Source organism: Streptomyces sp. NPDC018019 (assembly GCF_044327805.1).
GTDB lineage: Bacteria > Actinomycetota > Actinomycetes > Streptomycetales > Streptomycetaceae > Streptomyces.
On sequence record NZ_JBIRGD010000051.1, the window covers coordinates 21,053 to 37,436 of the forward strand.

Below are 16,384 nucleotides of genomic sequence, written 5' to 3' on the forward strand. Positions count from 1 at the left end.
CGGAGAGCGGCAACGGTGTCGACACGGACGGCTGGCCGTAAGAGGACACTTCCTTGTGCGTTGGCGGGTCCTCAGCACGCCGCATACTGAACGGCAGTGTCGCGCAAGCAGCGGTCAGCGCCGGAGCCATTCGAGCAGTTCGTCGTGGCGTATCTGATAGACGGTGCCGGCCGACCTCAGCAAACCTTGCTCTTGGCACCAGCGGAGGAAGGCGGCCAAGCGCAACGGGAGCTTTCCGCGGGTGGCCGCTAGCAGGCCGATGTACTGGCGACTGGTGACCGCGACAAAGCCGGGCCCGGCAGCCACACCGCAGGCCAGGGCCGTGATGACGGCGAGTGGCCAGGAGACTCGCAACCATGCGACGCTCAGCGTTGCATAGAGCGTGAGGGCCACGACGGCGGCACCGGACACCAGCCCTGCCATCGCGTCGTTGCGCAGTGGGGACAGCGGTGAGGGCACTCCGGGCGGATTCGGGTCCGGGTCTCCTCCGTTGTTGCGCCGAGCGGCACGCAGCGCTGCGGGGACTCCCGCCGTCAGCCCGATGGCTCCGGCTCCGCATCCCGCGGTGAGACCGATGAAATCGCCGAGCCGGCCGGCGAGGAACCCGGCCGCCACTGTCACCGCCAGGGCAGACGGGGTGCTGACCGCCACCAGGTGGCGGCGGTCGATGTCCGCCCGTACCGACAGCGCCAGGCCGAGGCCGAAGACGGCTGCGAACCCGGCGCCGGCGGCCAGCGCGAAGCCCGGACCGAACAGGGGCGTCAGCGGCAGCATGAGGACGCCGCCCAGTGTGGCCCCCAGGGCGATCCGGCTCCAGCCGAGTCTGCTGCGCAGCCGCTGGAACAGGATGCGGCGGGGCTGGACGTATCGTGCACGTGCGTTCCAGGCCGACAGCAGCGGCGCGGGGGTCAGCATCGCGAGCAGTACTGCGCCAGGCAGCGGCAGGGCGTGGTTGCGGTGGAGGCAGACCGCCAAGGAGCACAGGGCGGGCAGCCAGCAGGCGACGGTGATCGCTGCGGCGGCATAGCGGGCGCTGCGCGGCCCGGCGACCGGCCACAGCGTATGGATGGCCAAATCCCGGGTCGGTACGACGTCACCTCTGCCGTCGGCCGGTGCCGCGTGGCCGCCGCGCAGGCTTGTGATGAGCAGCCGCAGCCACTGAGTCACGTCGTCCGCCCGATACGGCCGGCGCCGGCCGGCCGGATCCGGATCGCACAAGGACGGGATGAGTTCCTCCAGCAACGCCGCGTGCAGCTCCTCCTGCTCCTGGCCGCCCGCGGCCGGTACCCCGAGAAAGGAGCGGAGTTTCGCGGTTCCGGTCTCCGTCTGCGATGCCAGTGACGCCAAGGTGAGCATCCACGGGGAGGACAGCACCGCTGCGGTGGCAGTCCCCGTGGCGAAGAGATCGTCCTTCAACACGGCGAGCCGGGCCCTGTTCCTGGTCCGCTCGTCCAGGAAACGCCAGCCGTCGGCGGGCCGGACTTCCTCGATCCGTACCGTCGCACAGTCCAGCAGACGCTGATCGGCGAGCTCGGCGTACTCGTCCGCACGGCAGGTCAGCGCCAAGGGGCCGGCGTACCGGTTCAGCTGGGCCAGCGCGGCAAGGGCCCTCGGCCGTCCGCTGTCCGGAGGGTCCATCTCGTCGAGGCCGTCCAGGACCGGCATGATGCGCCCGGACGCCAGCAAGTCCCGCGCCCTGGTCTCGGAACCGCCCAGGTACTCCTGGCCCAGCCGAGTGCTGAACCAGTCGGCGAACGTCACGCTGGTGTCCCACTCCGACAGACCGACCGGCACCGGTACCGGACCGTCGTAGTGCTTGCGGGCGAGCACCCGATGGACGAGTTCATAAGCCAGGAGCGTTTTGCCCGAGCCGGGGCCGCCGAGGATGGCCAGTCGCTTCGGCCAAAGCGCGTCCAGGTAGCGGGCGATGCCGTCGAAGTCCCCGCACGGCCAGGCCGTGTCCGCGTCCCTGCCGCCCTGCGGCACGGTGACGAAAGTGACGTTGATGGCCTTGCGGTCGTTGCCCAACAGTTGCCAACGGCGTCGCTTGACCTCCCCCCGGACGGCCTCGCGCAGCCTCGCGACTGCGGCTTCACGGTCGGCCCCTGCCGACCCCGGTCCACACAGTCGTTGGATTCCCCATCCGGCCAGAACGCCGGAGAGTGTCGATCCGATCGGCCAGGTGACGCCCGGCACCGGCGGGGCCAGCGCCAAGAGCGCCAGGATCGTCATCGTCCCTCCTGCGGCGGGCACCAGCGCCTCCTTCAGGAGGTGCCGTGACGAGGGTGGCGGTAGGGCAATCGGTCCGTAGTCCGGCTCGTCGTCGGAGTCCGGAGACGCCTCGCCGATGTCCTCGGTGACGAAGTGGACACCATGGGCACGCAAGGTCTGCTCGAATCCCGGCAGTTCGGCCAGGACGCTGACGGGTACGGCCTCCAGCACACCGGGCGCGATGCTCTTGCCCATCGTCACGACCGCGATCAGGTGGGGTCCGCACAGCAGCCCCGCCCCAGAGCTGCCGTGCCATTCCGAGCGGCTCGGTGGCACGATGCCCACGTCGACATGCACCGTGGTCAACCGCGACTTCATGCCGTGCAACGGGTCCACATGGCCACGTATCGGCATGGTGTCCCGTACATGGTCGGGACGGACGACCGCATCGGGGAAGCCCAGTCCGAGGCAGGGCACGCGGTTCCTGCCCACGATCCGCCCGAATCGTACCGGCGGAGCCACCGGCGGTTGCCAGTCCGGCCCGGTGATCCGCAGCAGCGCAGCGTCCGCGTCCCGCGATACCTCCGAAGCTGCTGCGTCCGGCAGCCACATCAGTTCGGCAGCCGTCCAGTCCGTGCGGCCTTCCGGATCCAGCTGCCGGACCTCCACACTGCCGCGCATACGGATCCCCTCCACGACGTGGTGCGCAGTGAGCACCACGTCGTCACCGATCAGGTACCCGCTGCCCGACTTCCCAAGGACCGGATTCCAGATCTCAGTGACCCGTGCCTGTTCCATCCCCCGTCCTCATCCTCAACCGACGAACCGTTCTCCATGCGGCCGTTCGCGGCTATTTCGGACGCTGCGGAGAGTCGGCGGAGATCCTCAGATCGTTGTCGTCGCCGTCGACCGGTTGCAGGATGAGCTTGACGCGGTGGGTCCGACCCACGCTTGCCGCACCATGGGCCTCAACCGTCCAGGGAAGAACGAAGACTCTGGCCTTGGTCCCGCTGTCTTTCTTGACCTCCACGGTGAATTCGAGCTCCACCGGACCGGTCCTGAATTTCAAGGACTCCTCCCTGCCTGCTTCCAAGGCGCTCTGCAACTCGGCACGAATCGCGCTGATGGTCTCCCCCAGCTCGGCCCATGGTTCCTGCGACACGTCGATCCCCCCTGACGGCTGACCCTGACACCCGGACGACGCAAAGCGAGCGTGGCCGAACGTGCGCCGGCCCGCTTCGGTTCGAACCTACCCCGGTCCCGAACTCCCCGGGGCGGGGGACCAGCAAACACCTGCCGACCCGGAACGATCGCCCCACGCACGCAACGGCCCTCCTGCCCAGGACCCCACCGGCGCTTCTGCCTCTCCCGTGAAGGCAACCTCCGCGAATGCCGGGCGGTTCAGGTGTGGGAACTCACCTTGCCGGGGTGGCTGCCCTGGTTGCCGCCCACGACGGTGATCTCCGAGCCGGAGATGCGTACCACGATCGCCGCGTGGTCATCCCCGATGCCCGAGGTGTGCTGGTTGTAGAGGACGGCGTTGCCGATCTTCGGCTTGGAATGCATCGGGACGCCCTTGGTGATGCTGGAGGCGAGGTTGTTGAGCTTGCGCAGCTTGCCGCCGACGCCGTTCCTCCACCACACCCGGCCGACGAAATCGGCGCACCAGGCGTGCGCCGCGGAGCCGTTGGGGCCGCAACTGCCGGTCTGGGCGGTGCCGCGGCCCCAGTAGCCGCCCTTGCCGTTCTTGCCGCACGGGCCCGTCTTGATCTGTCCCTTGGTGGTGGCGGTCTTCGATCAGCGCAGCAGGACCGTACGGCGCCCCGTACCACTTTTTGACTGTGTTCATCCATCGACCGCGTTCGAGGAACTTCGAGAGACAGCGTCAGAAAGCCGGTCCGCCTGCAGGCTCCTGCACGAGGCACTCGGCGACGGCGACCTTCGGGCGCGAGGGTCAGCAGGACCAGCGAGACCGCGGCGACGATGAAGGCGGCCGGCAGCAGGGCGGCACCGAACAGGTTGTGCAGGGCGACGGCCCCTCCGACGAACTCGGCGAGGTCGGTGGCCATGGCCACCACCTCCGCCTGCACCCACAGCGCCCGGGCGACCGCGGGGGGAGCGTACGCACGGCACAACTCGCCCAAGTCGGTCACCCATTTTCATCACGAACGGGGTCAGCAGCGTCGAGACGAGGACGACGGTCAGAACGAACCAGGCCACCTGAGTGGTGTGGAAGCTCTGTGCCACGCTGGCGGTGGCGTTGGCCCCCAGGATGCCGGCGGCGGCCAGGAGCTGGGGCGGCCAGATGAGCCCGATGAGTATGGCGACGAGACGCGGGGGCCATCTCGCGGTGTCGTCGGACGATGCTGCGTCGAGCGGGGGGCTCGCAGACGTCGGTGTCAGCCGGCCCGTCGACCCCACCACCGGACCGGCACCCCTCCTGGTCGGCTCGGCCGGACAGCCCGTCGAACTCACCGTCCGCCCCGCCGACGGTGGCGACCTGCGCCACCCCGTCGTCATCCCGATCGCCTACGATCGTGCCCTGCGCTACCACGCGTGGGTGGCCGACCGGTGGGACTACGTCCACGAGGCCTCCGGTGGCCGGCTCGGCTACCTGCACGTCCCCGACATGGTCGGCTCGGGCTGGGCCCAGCTCCACCGCGACCTGCATCTCGAGGTCGCCCGCGAGGGCCTGATCCTGGACGTACGGGAGAACAGTGGCGGGCACGCCTCCCAGCTCGTCGTCGAAAAGCTGGCCCGCCGCGTCATCGGCTGGACCCTGCCGCGCGGAGCCCAGCCGTACAGCTATCCGCGCGATGCCCCGCGCGGCCCGATCGTCGCTCTCGCCAACGAGTTCTCGGCATCCGACGGCGATATCATCACCGCCGCCGTCAAGGCGCTCGGCATCGGCCCGGTCGTCGGCGCCCGCACCTGGGGCGGTGTCATCGGCTTCGACTCCCGCTACCACCTCGTCGACGGCACCCTGGTCACCCAGCCGAAGTACGCGTCGTGGTTCGCGGTGTTCGAGTGGGGCGTCGAGAACCACGGCGTCGAGCCGGACATCGAGATTCTCCACACTCCGCAGGCTCCGCGGCTGGGCTCGACCCTCAGCTTGACGAGGCGATCCGGATCGCGCTGGCAACGTTGCAAAACACCCCGGCGACATCCCCACCCGCACTCCCCTCGCTGCCGGATCACCCGTGACGCATCAGGAACCAGTTTCCGTGAGCCCGCCAGGCTGTCCGCAGGTCCACTGCCTGGCCCTGCGCGCGAAACAGCCGCCCTCACCGGGATCGCCACGGGCAGCCTGTACACCGAACTCGGGTGGGGCCGAGAGCCGGCCCCACGGCTTCGACGGGGTCAAGCCGGTCATCGGGATCGAGGCATATGCCGCCCCGTCCTCGAGCCGCCACCGCCAGCAGGAATTCTGGGGCCCTGGCGGAGTGCGGGCCATGGCGGAGGACGGCGAGGGCTCCAAGGACGTCTCCGGCGGCGGCCGCTGGAGGGGGTGAGCGCGCATCAAGCTGCCGGGTGTGGCGCCTGCTCAGTCCTGGTGAGGCGTCTTGTGCCAGCCACCGCTGTAGGCCGCTCCACCGTTCGCGGCTTTCCTATGATCTGAGTCATGCATCTCCTGCGATGGCGCCGCCGAGACGGTGCGCAGCGGCAAAGGCAACGCTTCCGCTCGGCCCTGGCCCCGGCCCGGGCCATGGAACGGGCCGGACGTCATGCCGAGGCGGAGGCCGAGGCCCGGTCCGTTGCCGCGGCCCGGGCCCGGCGGCGCGACAAGGTGGGTTCGGCGCTGGCACTGCATGTGGCCGCGAATGCGATGAACTCCCAGGGCCGTCATGCTGAGGCCCTTACGGAGTATGACGCGGTGCTGCCGGTCTTTGTCGAAGCCTTCGGGGCCGACGACTTCGACACCTTGAACCTGCGCGTGCAGCGCGCCCACGCACTGGCTTTGGTCGCCCGGCATGCCGAAGCTGAGACGGAGTGCGCAGCCGTCGTCCGCACCGTGGACCGCGGCCGCGGCGTGGACCCGAGGTTGTCAATCCTGGCCGGTACCGCTCGGCACGGCCTGATACAGGTTCTCAACGGGCAGGAACGTTTCGCGGAAGCTGAGGCTCTCGCCTGCAAAACGCTCGCGCTCCGCGCGTTCAAATACGGGCCCCTCGCCGACCTTCGCGTTACGGGAGAGCTCCAGGGCGTTCTGCGGCTCGGTCTGGCGCGCAGTCTGAACGGCCAAAGACGCTACGCCGAGGCTCTGACCGAGGTGACGCATGCGAAGGAACTGCGGCGGAATTTGCCTGACGGGCCGGACAACGCCGGGAGTGGCGCGGCCGAACTGATCGAGGCCACAGCTCTTCTGGGGCTGGGCTGCAAGAGCGTGGCCCGGGCCCGGGCCACGGCTGCCTATGACGCGGCCCTGGCTGCCTTCGGCATGCACCACTTCCGCGTCGCGGCGGCCCGCGCGCTGCTCGGTCGCATCGACGACGGCGACGGTCATGACGTCGAATCCTGACCGGATAGCGATGAGCCCCGGGTAGCCGCCGCTGGCACGCTCGCAGGGCTGCTGGCGGCATCGGCGGTGATCTTCGGTACGATGCACCGGGCCAGGCGGCGCGACCCAGGAACCTTCACCTGGTGTCCGTGCCCCAAGCGGCTGCCCATCATCACGGGAGTCATCTGCACCTTGTGGGCGTGTGCACGGTGTGGTTGGGGCTCCCAAGGCTGCTCGTATCCGCAATCTGCAGGGCGATCATCACAGGTACGGCCTGCTTCCCTAACCGGAACGTACGGCTCAGACAGATCGGCCAGCAACCGCCCTCCCGCCTAATTGCCCAGCCAGAGGCACTGGCCCACCGCCCGGAAGTTGCGGGATGGACTTCAAGGTCACGGTGGGCACCACGCGAAGCCAGAAGGTTTCGCAACCGCAGACGAACAAGGGGATGAAGGTGTCCGACTTCCAGCCGAAGGACGGCCGGCAGCCGACCGACAAGAAGAACCGCCGTATCAAGTGGGGGATCGACGGCTCGCTCGCCGCCGTCATGTTCGTTGCCGCTGTCTCCGGCTGTGAGAGCGGCGGCAAGAGCGACAAGGACAAGTCGACCGCAAGCACAGCGGCTTCGATGCCAGCAGAAGCGTCTCACAAAGCGGCTCCCGCTCCCACGCACAAGGCCCAGCCGATTACGGTGCTCGCCCTCACGGGTTCCGGCACGAAGAACACCAGCGCGTTCAAGGTCGGCGATGAGTGGACGCTGTCCTACACGTTCGACTGCGGCAAGGCCATGCATGCCGTCGCCGGAAAGGGCAACTTCATCGTATTCGACAAGAACGACAAGATAGTCAATCAGCTGGACAAGTCCGGCAAGGGCAGCACCCAGCAGCACACCCCAGGTACTCGCCGGCTTCAGATCATCAGTGAGTGTGATTGGACCGTGAAGGTCACTGATTAGGGCCTGACCGCTATGACCACGCCCGCCGCCCGAGCATCGCGCTGACCTGCCCGTCCGATCAGGCCGGCAGGTGTGCGAGGTGCCAGCAGCCGTGCCACCGCTACGGGTACGGAGATCCCCTCTGCATGCGGTGTCTGGAGCCGGCCCGCGCTGCCGAGGGAAGGCCCATGCCGCAGGCGGCGGCCTGACCGACGGCGGCCCGGCGGGCGTCAGGTGTCGGAATGCAGGGCCTGACGCAGCAGGGTGACGGTAACAGCCGCGGCCGCCACCGTGGCGACATCCTCGCCGCACGCCGGATTCTGGAGTTCCTCCAGGAGGGCGACGGCCGCCTCCAGGACGCCGGCGTGCACGGGGATGGTGCGCAGCGCGGCCAGGGAAGCGGCGGCGCGGCCGGCCGCGGAGGAACCACCGGGCTGGGGATGAGCTGGGCAACGCCCCGGCCAGGGCCCGGGGGTGCTGGTCACGGCACCAGTTTCCGGCATCGGCTGCCCGGCCTGCCGCTCGCGCGGTTATCCATCACCGTCGACGAGCCGTCCGCGGACCACACCCTGCTTTTTGAGCAGCCCCAGGCGCTTGGCCTCCTGGTAGACGTCCACGACGTCGACCTCCAAGACCACCAGCAGCCGGGCCAGGCCCCGCACCCGCTCCGGCTCGCTCAGCGGACCGAACTCGGCGCACGCCTTCGCCACCGCCCGCAGCTCCTGCACACTTTCCGCCCGCGCGCCCCCCTTTCCGGCCTGTGTACGATTCAGCGCACCACAGCGGGAGGCAACCCGAGCGCGAGCACGTAGGGCGCGGCGACGTGTGCAGGCAGCGGCCGGAGGCGGGCCGGGCCGGGTCGTCACCGACGTCTGGCCGCCGCCGGTCCGGCCCGCCGTACCTCGCTCATCTTCCCCGAGGAACGAGGCGGAACGACGCTGCCCACGGCCAGTGCAGCCATGCACGTCACTGCAGGGTCTGCCGGGACAGCGGCCGCCGCCGGGTCAGTCGGCCGCGGTCTTCGCGTATGGGCTCGCGGTCGGTGGGCTCGGATGTGCCGCCGTGGGCGCGCCGCAGGCCGGCCTGGGATCACCAGTAGGCGCGGTGCACGGTGCCCCGGGCGCAGCCAGCCTATGCCCCCCGGGCCCGCCGTACTGCGTTTCCTGCCCGCGGGAAGGCCGCCCGTGTTGTTGGTGGGTGCTGGGAGCCTGGCTGATGGACCAGGGTGAGGAGCTGCTGCGCGGTCGGGTCTACGGCACGGACTTCGACGACCCGCACCCGGGCCCGCGGCCGGGCCGTACGTACGCGGAGTTGGTGGGCGGGCCGCTGGACGGCCTGCTGCTCGACATCACCGGCTGGACAACGGAGGAGATCGCCACGGGTGCCGCGCTGATGGCGGAGATCGACGATCGTGAAGGTGACGATGATGCCCACCATGGTGGTAGGGGCTCGGCTGCGGATTGTGCGGTGTCTGCTGATGGCCTGCTCGTCAGTCCCCTAGGTTTTCTGGCGGCACGGTCGCTGTCACCGCTGCGGGCAGCCGTCCATTGAGGATTTCCTGGCGTGGCAGTGACAGCCCGAAGTGCTGCTGCAAGGCGGTCAGGGTCGCATGCAACGAGTCGAACTCCTCGCTCACGTCGTCATCAAGGATTCCGGCGGCCCCGAACGCCGGTAGCAGGAACGCCAGGTTCTCGTCCGGGATGCCGCCGATATCGAAGCGGCCAACCGTGTGGCCGTCGCGGTAGTACCAGCACTCTCTGGGCGGGTCGTCCGGCTTCGGAGTCAGGTGCAAGACTTCTATCCCTCCTGCGGAGACCTCGGGATGAGCCCACCAAGCCTTGGAGGGCCAGCCCTGCTCCACCACATATGACCAGCTGGCGCATTCACCGAAGCGGGCCACGCGGGCTGATTCGCGGTCGTTGAACGTCAGCCGCTCGGCCTCGGCGAAGGTGATCGGGTCGAGCACTTCGCCGGGCCGGGCGCCGAGTCGGACAACGAGGTCGCGTGGGCTGATGCCGCGTGCGAAGGTGACAAACAGGAGGGGGGCTTCTCCGCGCCAGGCGTCGGCCAGCCACGTGATGCCGTCGCTCAATGTCTTCTCCTGGTTTCAGGGGTGCGACTGGGGCGGGAGAGTGTAGCCGCCCCGCCCCAGTCGGTGGCGTGTCCTACCAGCCGGTCACGGATTCGGCATGGTGCACGACACCGCCGTCTTGGACGCGTCGCAGTGCGCGAACTCAGCTAGATATGCTCGCCTTTCACCGAAAGATCGGCAGAGCGCGAAGAGGGGAAATGTCGGTTCGTCAGGAAGTTGAGGAATTGGCCAACTGGGGAATGCCATCGGAGGATGATCCGATGGAAGACATCCAAAAGGCGGAGCGCCTCCTCGGAAGCATCGCCCCACCGGTTACCGACAAAGAGGCGTAGCGGCTGGCAACGGCCTTCGGCTCCGACGGATGCTTCGGAATGGCAGCGTCCCTGATGCACCTGATCGAAACGGCGCCGGGGTCCGACAACGCGAGGTATGAGCATGACCCGGACAATATGTGGGTCCAACGCCTGAACGCTCGTCTGGAAGTCGCACGCGAGATCCGGGAAGCGCGATCCGCTGCTGCGGCCCGCTGGGCGAAGCGTCCCAACAGCGCCGACTTGCCGATGCCGCCAGGGCCGTGAAGAAACAGCACCCTGCCACCCGTGCCCGGCGCCTCTTCGAAGGCGGCGAGCTCTTGCTTTCGTCCGGCGAAGGCACGCTGCCTCGCGGCCTGGAGACGCCCTTCCAGGCGCCCCGCACGCTGCCCCTCTCGTCAACGAGCTTGCAGACCATTGCCGACCTCCTGGGCCGTGGGCGGCAAGCCGACGTCCGGGTGGTATTCGAAGTGCCACCACTCGTTGTCGTAGATGCGGTAGAGGCCGTAGCGGGCTCCGTGTTCCTCGAGCCAGCGCGCGCCTTCGAAGGGGCGCACATCCAGCGCGGTGCCCTTGACGTGCCTGAATTCCTCCGGTGGCAGCACGAGCATCCGGGCCGCGGCCGGTGAGCCGGCGCGGCGCACCTCCTTGTCGAACAACCGTTGCTGGACGAGGGGGTCGCGGTATCCCGAGGTGAGGCCGATGAGCTGCCCGTGGCGCCAGAGCGCCTCAGCGCGTGCCGCGGTGAACGCCGCCCTGGTACCGTCGGTGAGCCCGGTGAAATCCTCGGCAGGAAACCGGATCCCCAGCACCCAGTGGCAGGCCAGTTCGCGGGCGCGGCCGGGGTGGCGGACGTACGCAACGGGCAGCAGGAGCACGGCGAACACCACCGCGAGGAGGGCGAACAGCCGGTCACAGGGCCGAGGCGGGATAATGTGTGGTTCGTTCATGCCTCCAGTCGAGGGGGCGTGGCGTTGCCGGCCCGTATCCCGTTTTCGATATACCGGCGATATGCACCGGCTCGTAGCATCTGACCATGCGTGTGTTAGTCGTCGAGAACGAGCCCTACATGGCAGAGGCCATCCGCGTTGGGCTGCGCCTGGAAGCCATCGCGGCCGACATCGCCGGTGACGGTGATACCGCCCTGGAGCTGCTGAGCACCAACGCTTACGCCATCGCCGTCCTGGGCCGGGACATCCCCGGACCGACCGGTGACGAGATCGCCCAGCACATCGTCGCTTCCGGCGGCGGCATGCCGATCCTCATGCTGACCGCCGCCGACCGACTCGACGACAAGGCCAGCGGGTTCAAGCTCGGCGCCGACGATTACCTCACCAAACCCTTCGACATGCGGGAACTCGTACTCAGGCTCAGAGCACTCGACCGCAGGCGCGCCCACAGCAGGCCGCCTGTACGAGAGGTCGCGGGCCTGCGTGTGGATCCCTTCCGCCGCGGGGTCTACCGTGAGGGCCGCTACATCGCGCTCACCAGGAAGCAGTTCGCTGTGCTCGAAGTGCTCGTCGCTGCCGAAGGCGGTGTCGTCAGCGCGGAGGAGTTGCTGGAGCGAGCGTGGGACGAGAACGCGGACCCGTTCACCAACGCCGTGCGCATCACGGTCTCGGCCCTGCGCAAACGCCTCGGCGAGCCCTGGCTGATCGCCACCGTGCCCGGGGTCGGTTACCGCATCGACACCGGACCGGACGCCGATGACCGGGGAGCGGAGTGTGGATAGGCGTCAAGGGTTAAGCGTCCGCCTCAAGCTCACCCTCAGCTACGCCGGGTTCCTCGTGATCGCGGGCGCCTTGCTGCTCGCCGCCGTGTGGCTGTTCCTTCTGCGAGGAAGGTCGAACAGCCTTGAACTCCCCGATCGGTCCGACTTCCTAAGCGCCTTCGACCCGAGCAATTTCGGCCCGGTCGTCTTCGTCCCGGCGGGAATCATGGTGCTGGCGTTCCTGCTGGTGTTCGGTCTCGTGGGCGGGTGGATTCTGGCCGGCCGGATGCTCGCCCCGTTGACTCGCATCACCGACGTCACACGCAGGGTGGCGAACGGACCGCTCTCGCACCGGATCCGCCTGCCGGGCCGCCGGGATGAGTTCCGCGAACTCGCCGACTCCTTCGACACCATGCTCGCGCGGCTCGAAGCCCACCTCGCCGAACAACAGCGATTCGCGGCCAATGCCTCCCACGAACTGCGCACCCCGTTGGCGGTCACGCAGGCACTGCTCGACGTGGCCCGCGACGACCCGGACCGCGACACCTGCGAGCTGCTCGAGCGCCTTAGCGTGGTCAACACCCGGGCCATCGACCTCACCGAAGCCCTGCTCCTGCTCAGCCGAGCCAACCAGCGGTCCTTCACCAGGGAACACGTCGACCTGTCCCTCCTGGCGGAAGAAGCCACGGAAACGCTCCTCGTCTGCCAGGGCGGAGTCGGTCCCGCGCCGGCGGGGAGACGGTCGGGGTCCAGGGGCCTGGGGCAGTGTTGAAGGGGCCGGTACCGCGCTGGCGGGCCGAGGCCGGTGGAGCTCAGGCCGTCGGTGCTTGTCCGGCTCAGGTGGGCACGCTCGAAGCAAGCCGAGGCGAGTCGAGGCAAGCTGAAGGGTCTTCCATCGCTTCGCACCGTGGCCTGGCAGTGTGGGCTTTTGTGGCTGTGAGTCGCCTGCTTCTTTTCCCTGTTCGCGGCATGTGTCGGGGAGTCAAGTGGCCGCGGGTGGTCGCAGGAAGACATCATTTTGGAAAGGCGCCGAGTGGCAGCCGCGCCCCTGCTCCCGCTGGCACGCCGTGATCGCCGGCTCGGAAGCCTTGGCGGGTGAGGCGTCCGGGCTGCTGCGGGGGGGGGGTGCCTGCCGCCGGGCTCCGGCGCGTACGCGGGGAGCGCGGGCCGGGTTGCGCCGGCTCGCCCGAGTGCCGGGAGCGGGAAGTCGACCGGGGTCGCGTGCGGTGAGCTGGGTGGCATGGCCGGCGCGGGTGAAGCGTTGCGCCGCCGAGGCTCCGGCTGCGGGGCGCGCGCCGACGAGGTGCGCCGGGCCGGGATACCTGCTGGGCATGCTCCTTTCTGTTTCTCTCAACGATCCGCCGGTCACGCCTTGGTGGCCAGCGGCTTCCACGCGTTCCAGGTGTCGATCCGCTGCTGGTAGGCGGCTTCGACAATGGGATAGGGGTAGGCGCCGAGGAAGAGCCGCAGTGGCGGCTCGCTGGTGTCGGCCAGTTCGAGGATGACGTCGGCGGTGACCTGCGGGTCCTGGGGCGCGCGGGCGGCGGCACCGGCCTTGCGGGCCTGGCGGATCGGTTCGTAGGCGGGCAGGGGCTCGGTGTGCACTGCGGATGCGCCGGACCAGTCGGTGTCGTAGGGGCCGGGCTCGATGATCGTGACGTGGATGCCGAGCGGGCCGACTTCCTGGGCGAGGGCTTCACTCATGCCTTCCAGCGCCCACTTGGAGGCGTTGTACAGGCCGAGAGTGGGGAAGGCGGCGAGCCCGCCGAGACTGGAGACCTGCATGATGTGCCCGCTGCTCTGGGCACGCATGATCGGCAGGACGGCCTGCGTCACCCACAGCGGTCCGAGCAAGTTGGTGTCGAGCTGGGCGCGGGCCTGCTCCTCGGTGGTCTCCTCGACCATCCCGAACAGGCCGTAGCCCGCGTTGTTGACGACCACGTCGATGCAGCCGAAGGCGTCAGCGGCCCGGCCCACGGCGATCGCGGCGGCGGCGCGGTCGGTGACGTCCAGGCGCAGCGGCAGGACGCGGTCCCCGTACGCCTCGGTGAGGGGCTCCAGCGAATGGGGGCGGCGTGCGGTGACGGCGACACGGTCGCCGCGGGCGAGGGCGGCTTCGGCCCAGATGCGGCCGAAGCCGCGGGACGCGCCGGTGATGAACCAGGTCTTCATGCCCTTGAGCCTGTACGACCCGCCGATCCGCAACCAGCACCCCTGCAGGGTTACCCTGCGGATATGGCAACCGGCAACCTTCTGGGGGAGTTTCTCAAAGCCCGGCGGGCACGCGTTTCGCCCTCGCGTGCGGATCTGCCCGTCTCTGGCCGGCGACGGGTCGCCGGGCTCCGCCGCGAGGAACTGGCCCGACTGGCCGGGATCAGCGAGCCGTATCTGACCCGGCTGGAACAAGGCGTCGACCGGCACCCCTCACCGCAGGTGCTGCGGGCGCTCGCGCAGGCGCTGGAGCTGGACGCCGACGCCTCGGCGTACCTGTTCTCCCTCGCCGCCGATCCTGTACGGCCCGCGGAGAGCGAGGTCACCGCGGAGGTCCATCACCTGCTCGACACGTGGGCGGGCAGCCCGGCCTATGTGCGCAACCGGCGGTTCGATGTGCTGGCCGCCAACAAGTGGGCCCGTGCGCTCGCCCCGATGTACGAACCCGGCCACAACCTGGCCAGGGACGTGTTCCTCGCCCCCCACGCCCGCCGGCTGTTCCCGGACTGGCCGCAGATCGCCGCGCAGACCGCCGCCGCCCTGCGTGCCGAGGCCGACCCGCGCGATCCAAAAACCGCGTCGCTGGTCATCGAACTGGAGGCCGACCAGGACTTTTGCCGCCTATGGGCACGCCAGGACGCGCGCCCCTCCCGCGACGAACTCAAACGGTTCGCCCACCCCTGCGTCGGGGACCTCGCCTTGCGCCGGCAGGCACTCACCATCGGCGGCGCCGAGCACCAAGTGATCATCATCTACCAAGCGGCGCCGGGAAGCCGTTCCGAATCCGCCCTTGCCCGGCTGCTCTGACGCATACGGGGATCATCGGGCAAGTTTGTTGTGTTCGGGCTCTGTTCCCCGCCGGCGGCCCTGTCATGGGCACGCCATGATGCTCGGCGGGGGCTGTCCCTCGTCGGCGAACGGGGGGTGTCAGATCGTCTGGAACGGGACTTGGTGTCCTCTCGGACCGTAGGGCCGATCGTTCGCAGTGTTCCGCCACCCGTTACGGCTGTTCAGAGTGAAATGGCAATCGGCCGTATAGGGGATTCCGGCTGGCCGTATGTAGGGCGTTCCACCTGGCCTACGTGGGGCATTCCAACTGGCTGCCAGCATGGGGCCTTCGCGGCCTTCGGCTCCTTCTGGGAAGTGCGGGGGTGCCTCCCTGCTCCGGGCGCGGGACCAGGCACGCATCGGCGACGGCCGGCTTGGCTTCGCCCTGCTGTTTGCGGGAGCCGGTGCTCCGCCCGCCATGCTGCCGGTGGGCGGAGCACTCGACCGCTGGGAGCTGAAGGGCGCCACAGCGGCCATCGGACTGCCGGGCCTCACTGCGGTGGCTAGGGCGATCGCGACGGTGAGCTTATGGGCCTGTGCAGTCGGCCGCCCTCGCATCGGCCCGACTCCACGCCACATCCGCCCACACCGGGAGCGGCATGGCCCTGCACCAGTGGATGGCGCCGGCCACCGCGACGCGGCGTCCCGGCTTGGGTGACGAGGAAGCACCGCGCGGCATTCCGCGCAACGGCGCGGCCGACGGTTGCGCACCCGATCTCGGCTGGTACCAGACGGACTCGCGCCGACCGTGGGGAGACGCCCGGCCAGATGCGCCAGGAGCGCAGCCGGTCCGCGACCACGGGCAGCTTGCCCTCCCCGTCGCGGACCTCGCGAACCAGTTCGGACAGCGCCCCGTAGGGCGGGGCGATGTCCTGGCCCGACTGGCCCAGGTACTGCGCGGCCACGATCGCCGCCAACAGGCCGCTGCGGTACGGCAGCGGCTCGAGGCGCGCGAGGGTGTGCAGCAGCGCCGCGGCCCACCACGCCGCATCAGAGTCCGGCGCTGGCCAGGTCGGCAGGCGGGTTTTGTGCCGGGCAACGGCGGCCACGAACACCGAATAGCCCAAGATGCTCACGTCTTCGGGAGTGGCGCGCGGAGTTCGAAGTTGACGTGCCCTGACGGCATCTACTTGGTACCAGACCGCGTAGGCCCTCCGCGTCACCTCACAGTGTGCGGCAGCGCGAGGAGCCAAGCATGCAGGTCAGGCGCAGCACATCCAGGTAATCGATAGTCTGTCCGCATGCCCCCGAAGGAAGATCGCCAGTTCCCTGCCGCACTTGCCGCTGCCCTGGCGGTCCGGCTCGACCGCATTGGCGAGGACGATGTCGACTTCGAGCCCTTCCCGGCCTTCTTGTCTGCCGAGGAGACAGCCGACTGGTTCCAGGCGTGGACCGGCAACAGCGAGATGAAGGGCGACGGCTTCCGTGTGTTCGGCCAGGACGGCACCGGTGGATACGCCGCGTTCTGGCTGGTCCGCCCGGATCGGGCGCTTAGAGCTCCTAACGCAACGTGGGGCGCAGGCGTCGCCAGCAGATGAGTGAGCAGGCGAGTTTCAGGAATGCCTCGTGGATGTCGTCGCGGGTCTCC

General features: G+C 69.2%; 15 protein-coding genes and 4 pseudogenes. 8 read left to right on the forward strand and 11 right to left on the reverse strand.

Annotation, left to right across the window (positions count from 1 at the left end; translation table 11 throughout):
- Window positions 1-114 precede the first annotated feature (114 nt).
- The 4 genes and pseudogenes from ACH4FX_RS41595 to ACH4FX_RS41610 form a co-directional block, all read right to left on the reverse strand.
- On the reverse strand, window positions 115-3,009 hold the full coding sequence (locus ACH4FX_RS41595) for a trypsin-like serine protease (RefSeq protein WP_398486983.1): 2,895 nt from the start codon (window positions 3,007-3,009) through the stop codon (window positions 115-117).
- A gap of 52 nt (window positions 3,010-3,061) precedes the next feature.
- Window positions 3,062-3,373 (reverse strand): trypco2 family protein, encoded by a 312-nt coding sequence (locus ACH4FX_RS41600; protein ID WP_398486985.1) that lies wholly within the window; start codon window positions 3,371-3,373, stop codon window positions 3,062-3,064.
- Between the two features lie 239 nt (window positions 3,374-3,612).
- Complete coding sequence (locus ACH4FX_RS41605; RefSeq protein ID WP_398487010.1) at window positions 3,613-3,855, reverse strand: hypothetical protein; 243 nt, start codon at window positions 3,853-3,855, stop codon at window positions 3,613-3,615.
- Window positions 3,856-4,202: 347 nt separating this feature from the next.
- Window positions 4,203-4,364, reverse strand: a pseudogene (locus ACH4FX_RS41610) (divalent metal cation transporter); the annotation flags it as partial.
- 248 nt (window positions 4,365-4,612) lie between these two features.
- On the opposite strand from ACH4FX_RS41610, the pseudogene ACH4FX_RS41615 reads away from it, so the two are divergent.
- The 3 genes and pseudogenes from ACH4FX_RS41615 to ACH4FX_RS41625 form a co-directional block, all read left to right on the forward strand.
- Window positions 4,613-5,415, forward strand: a pseudogene (locus ACH4FX_RS41615) (S41 family peptidase); the annotation flags it as partial.
- 418 nt (window positions 5,416-5,833) lie between these two features.
- Window positions 5,834-6,730, forward strand: coding sequence for a tetratricopeptide repeat protein (locus tag ACH4FX_RS41620; RefSeq protein WP_398486987.1), 897 nt, complete (start codon window positions 5,834-5,836; stop codon window positions 6,728-6,730).
- 358 nt (window positions 6,731-7,088) lie between these two features.
- Window positions 7,089-7,664, forward strand: a complete 576-nt coding sequence (locus tag ACH4FX_RS41625; RefSeq protein WP_398486989.1) for a hypothetical protein — start codon at window positions 7,089-7,091, stop codon at window positions 7,662-7,664.
- A 209-nt stretch (window positions 7,665-7,873) separates the two neighbouring features.
- Here the strand turns inward: ACH4FX_RS41625 and ACH4FX_RS41630 are convergent, their stop codons facing one another.
- Both ACH4FX_RS41630 and ACH4FX_RS41635 read right to left on the reverse strand, forming a co-directional pair.
- Window positions 7,874-8,128 carry a hypothetical protein gene (locus tag ACH4FX_RS41630; protein WP_398486991.1) on the reverse strand — a complete coding sequence of 85 codons (255 nt, stop codon included), beginning with the start codon at window positions 8,126-8,128 and terminating at the stop codon, window positions 7,874-7,876.
- Between the two features lie 45 nt (window positions 8,129-8,173).
- Complete coding sequence (locus tag ACH4FX_RS41635) at window positions 8,174-8,353, reverse strand: hypothetical protein (protein ID WP_398486993.1); 180 nt, start codon at window positions 8,351-8,353, stop codon at window positions 8,174-8,176.
- A 505-nt stretch (window positions 8,354-8,858) separates the two neighbouring features.
- Here ACH4FX_RS41635 and ACH4FX_RS41640 point away from each other — a divergent pair.
- Window positions 8,859-9,194 (forward strand): hypothetical protein, encoded by a 336-nt coding sequence (locus ACH4FX_RS41640; RefSeq protein ID WP_398486995.1) that lies wholly within the window; start codon window positions 8,859-8,861, stop codon window positions 9,192-9,194.
- On the opposite strand, the gene ACH4FX_RS41645 is transcribed toward ACH4FX_RS41640, so the two are convergent.
- From ACH4FX_RS41645 to vanY-N, 3 genes are all read right to left on the reverse strand, one after another.
- A complete protein-coding gene (locus ACH4FX_RS41645) occupies window positions 9,133-9,735 on the reverse strand; it encodes a hypothetical protein (protein WP_398486997.1) in 603 nt (200 codons plus the stop codon). The genes ACH4FX_RS41640 and ACH4FX_RS41645 overlap by 62 nt on opposite strands.
- A 208-nt stretch (window positions 9,736-9,943) precedes the next feature.
- A complete protein-coding gene (locus tag ACH4FX_RS41650) occupies window positions 9,944-10,420 on the reverse strand; it encodes an AAA family ATPase (RefSeq protein ID WP_398487009.1) in 477 nt (158 codons plus the stop codon).
- A 24-nt stretch (window positions 10,421-10,444) separates the two neighbouring features.
- Window positions 10,445-10,996: a D,D-peptidase/D,D-carboxypeptidase VanY-N gene (gene vanY-N / locus ACH4FX_RS41655; protein WP_398486999.1), complete on the reverse strand. Its 552-nt coding sequence runs from the start codon at window positions 10,994-10,996 to the stop codon at window positions 10,445-10,447.
- 86 nt (window positions 10,997-11,082) lie between these two features.
- Here vanY-N and ACH4FX_RS41660 point away from each other — a divergent pair, with 86 nt between their 5' ends.
- Window positions 11,083-11,778 carry a response regulator transcription factor gene (locus ACH4FX_RS41660; protein ID WP_398487001.1) on the forward strand — a complete coding sequence of 232 codons (696 nt, stop codon included), beginning with the start codon at window positions 11,083-11,085 and terminating at the stop codon, window positions 11,776-11,778.
- Window positions 11,771-12,457, forward strand: a pseudogene (locus ACH4FX_RS41665) (HAMP domain-containing protein); the annotation flags it as partial. The gene ACH4FX_RS41660 and the pseudogene ACH4FX_RS41665, both read left to right, overlap by 8 nt.
- 665 nt (window positions 12,458-13,122) lie before the next feature.
- On the opposite strand, the gene ACH4FX_RS41670 reads toward ACH4FX_RS41665, so the two are convergent.
- On the reverse strand, window positions 13,123-13,929 hold the full coding sequence (locus ACH4FX_RS41670) for an SDR family NAD(P)-dependent oxidoreductase (protein ID WP_398487003.1): 807 nt from the start codon (window positions 13,927-13,929) through the stop codon (window positions 13,123-13,125).
- 63 nt (window positions 13,930-13,992) lie between these two features.
- Here ACH4FX_RS41670 and ACH4FX_RS41675 point away from each other — a divergent pair, with 63 nt between their 5' ends.
- Entirely contained in the window at window positions 13,993-14,775 is a 783-nt protein-coding gene (locus tag ACH4FX_RS41675; protein WP_398487005.1) for a helix-turn-helix domain-containing protein, read from the forward strand.
- Window positions 14,776-15,563: 788 nt separating this feature from the next.
- Here ACH4FX_RS41675 and ACH4FX_RS41680 read toward each other — a convergent pair.
- Window positions 15,564-15,872 (reverse strand): annotated as a pseudogene (locus tag ACH4FX_RS41680) (toxin Doc); the annotation flags it as partial.
- Window positions 15,873-16,037: 165 nt separating this feature from the next.
- Between ACH4FX_RS41680 and ACH4FX_RS41685 the strand changes: the two are divergent.
- Window positions 16,038-16,334, forward strand: coding sequence for a hypothetical protein (locus ACH4FX_RS41685; RefSeq protein WP_398487007.1), 297 nt, complete (start codon window positions 16,038-16,040; stop codon window positions 16,332-16,334).
- Window positions 16,335-16,384: the final 50 nt, after the last annotated feature.

Excerpts from the sequence above, each read along its gene's own strand:
- ACH4FX_RS41595 (WP_398486983.1), bottom strand. The coding sequence starts at position 3,009 with ATGGAACAGGCACGGGTCACTGAGATCTGGAATCCGGTCCTTGGGAAG.
- ACH4FX_RS41620 (WP_398486987.1), top strand. The coding sequence starts at position 5,834 with ATGCATCTCCTGCGATGGCGCCGCCGAGACGGTGCGCAGCGGCAAAGG.
- ACH4FX_RS41625 (WP_398486989.1), top strand. The coding sequence starts at position 7,089 with ATGGACTTCAAGGTCACGGTGGGCACCACGCGAAGCCAGAAGGTTTCG.
- ACH4FX_RS41640 (WP_398486995.1), top strand. The coding sequence starts at position 8,859 with ATGGACCAGGGTGAGGAGCTGCTGCGCGGTCGGGTCTACGGCACGGAC.
- vanY-N (WP_398486999.1), bottom strand. The coding sequence starts at position 10,996 with ATGAACGAACCACACATTATCCCGCCTCGGCCCTGTGACCGGCTGTTC.
- ACH4FX_RS41660 (WP_398487001.1), top strand. The coding sequence starts at position 11,083 with ATGCGTGTGTTAGTCGTCGAGAACGAGCCCTACATGGCAGAGGCCATC.
- ACH4FX_RS41670 (WP_398487003.1), bottom strand. The coding sequence starts at position 13,929 with ATGAAGACCTGGTTCATCACCGGCGCGTCCCGCGGCTTCGGCCGCATC.
- ACH4FX_RS41675 (WP_398487005.1), top strand. The coding sequence starts at position 13,993 with ATGGCAACCGGCAACCTTCTGGGGGAGTTTCTCAAAGCCCGGCGGGCA.
- ACH4FX_RS41685 (WP_398487007.1), top strand. The coding sequence starts at position 16,038 with ATGCCCCCGAAGGAAGATCGCCAGTTCCCTGCCGCACTTGCCGCTGCC.